The 233-nt window shown below is 50.2% G+C and carries 1 rRNA gene; it reads left to right on the top strand.

Features of this window, described 5'->3' with window-relative positions:
- Positions 1-79, top strand: a 16S ribosomal RNA gene (locus ACLJR2_RS23890); the annotation flags it as partial.
- Positions 80-233 lie beyond the last annotated feature (154 nt).

Below are 233 nucleotides of genomic sequence, written 5' to 3'. Positions count from 1 at the left end.
TACCACTTTGTGATTCATGACTGGGGTGAAGTCGTAACAAGGTAACCGTAGGGGAACCTGCGGTTGGATCACCTCCTTACCTTAAAGAACTGTTCTTTGAAGTGCTCACACAGATTGTCTGATGAAAAGTAAAAAGCAAGGCGTCTTGCGATTGAGACTTCAGTGTCCCCTTCGTCTAGAGGCCCAGGACACCGCCCTTTCACGGCGGTAACAGGGGTTCGAATCCCCTAGGG

It is taken from the genome of Salmonella sp. SAL03688 (assembly GCF_046551895.1).
Lineage (GTDB): Bacteria > Pseudomonadota > Gammaproteobacteria > Enterobacterales > Enterobacteriaceae > Salmonella > Salmonella enterica.
This window is presented reverse-complemented; position numbering and strand designations above follow the sequence as displayed.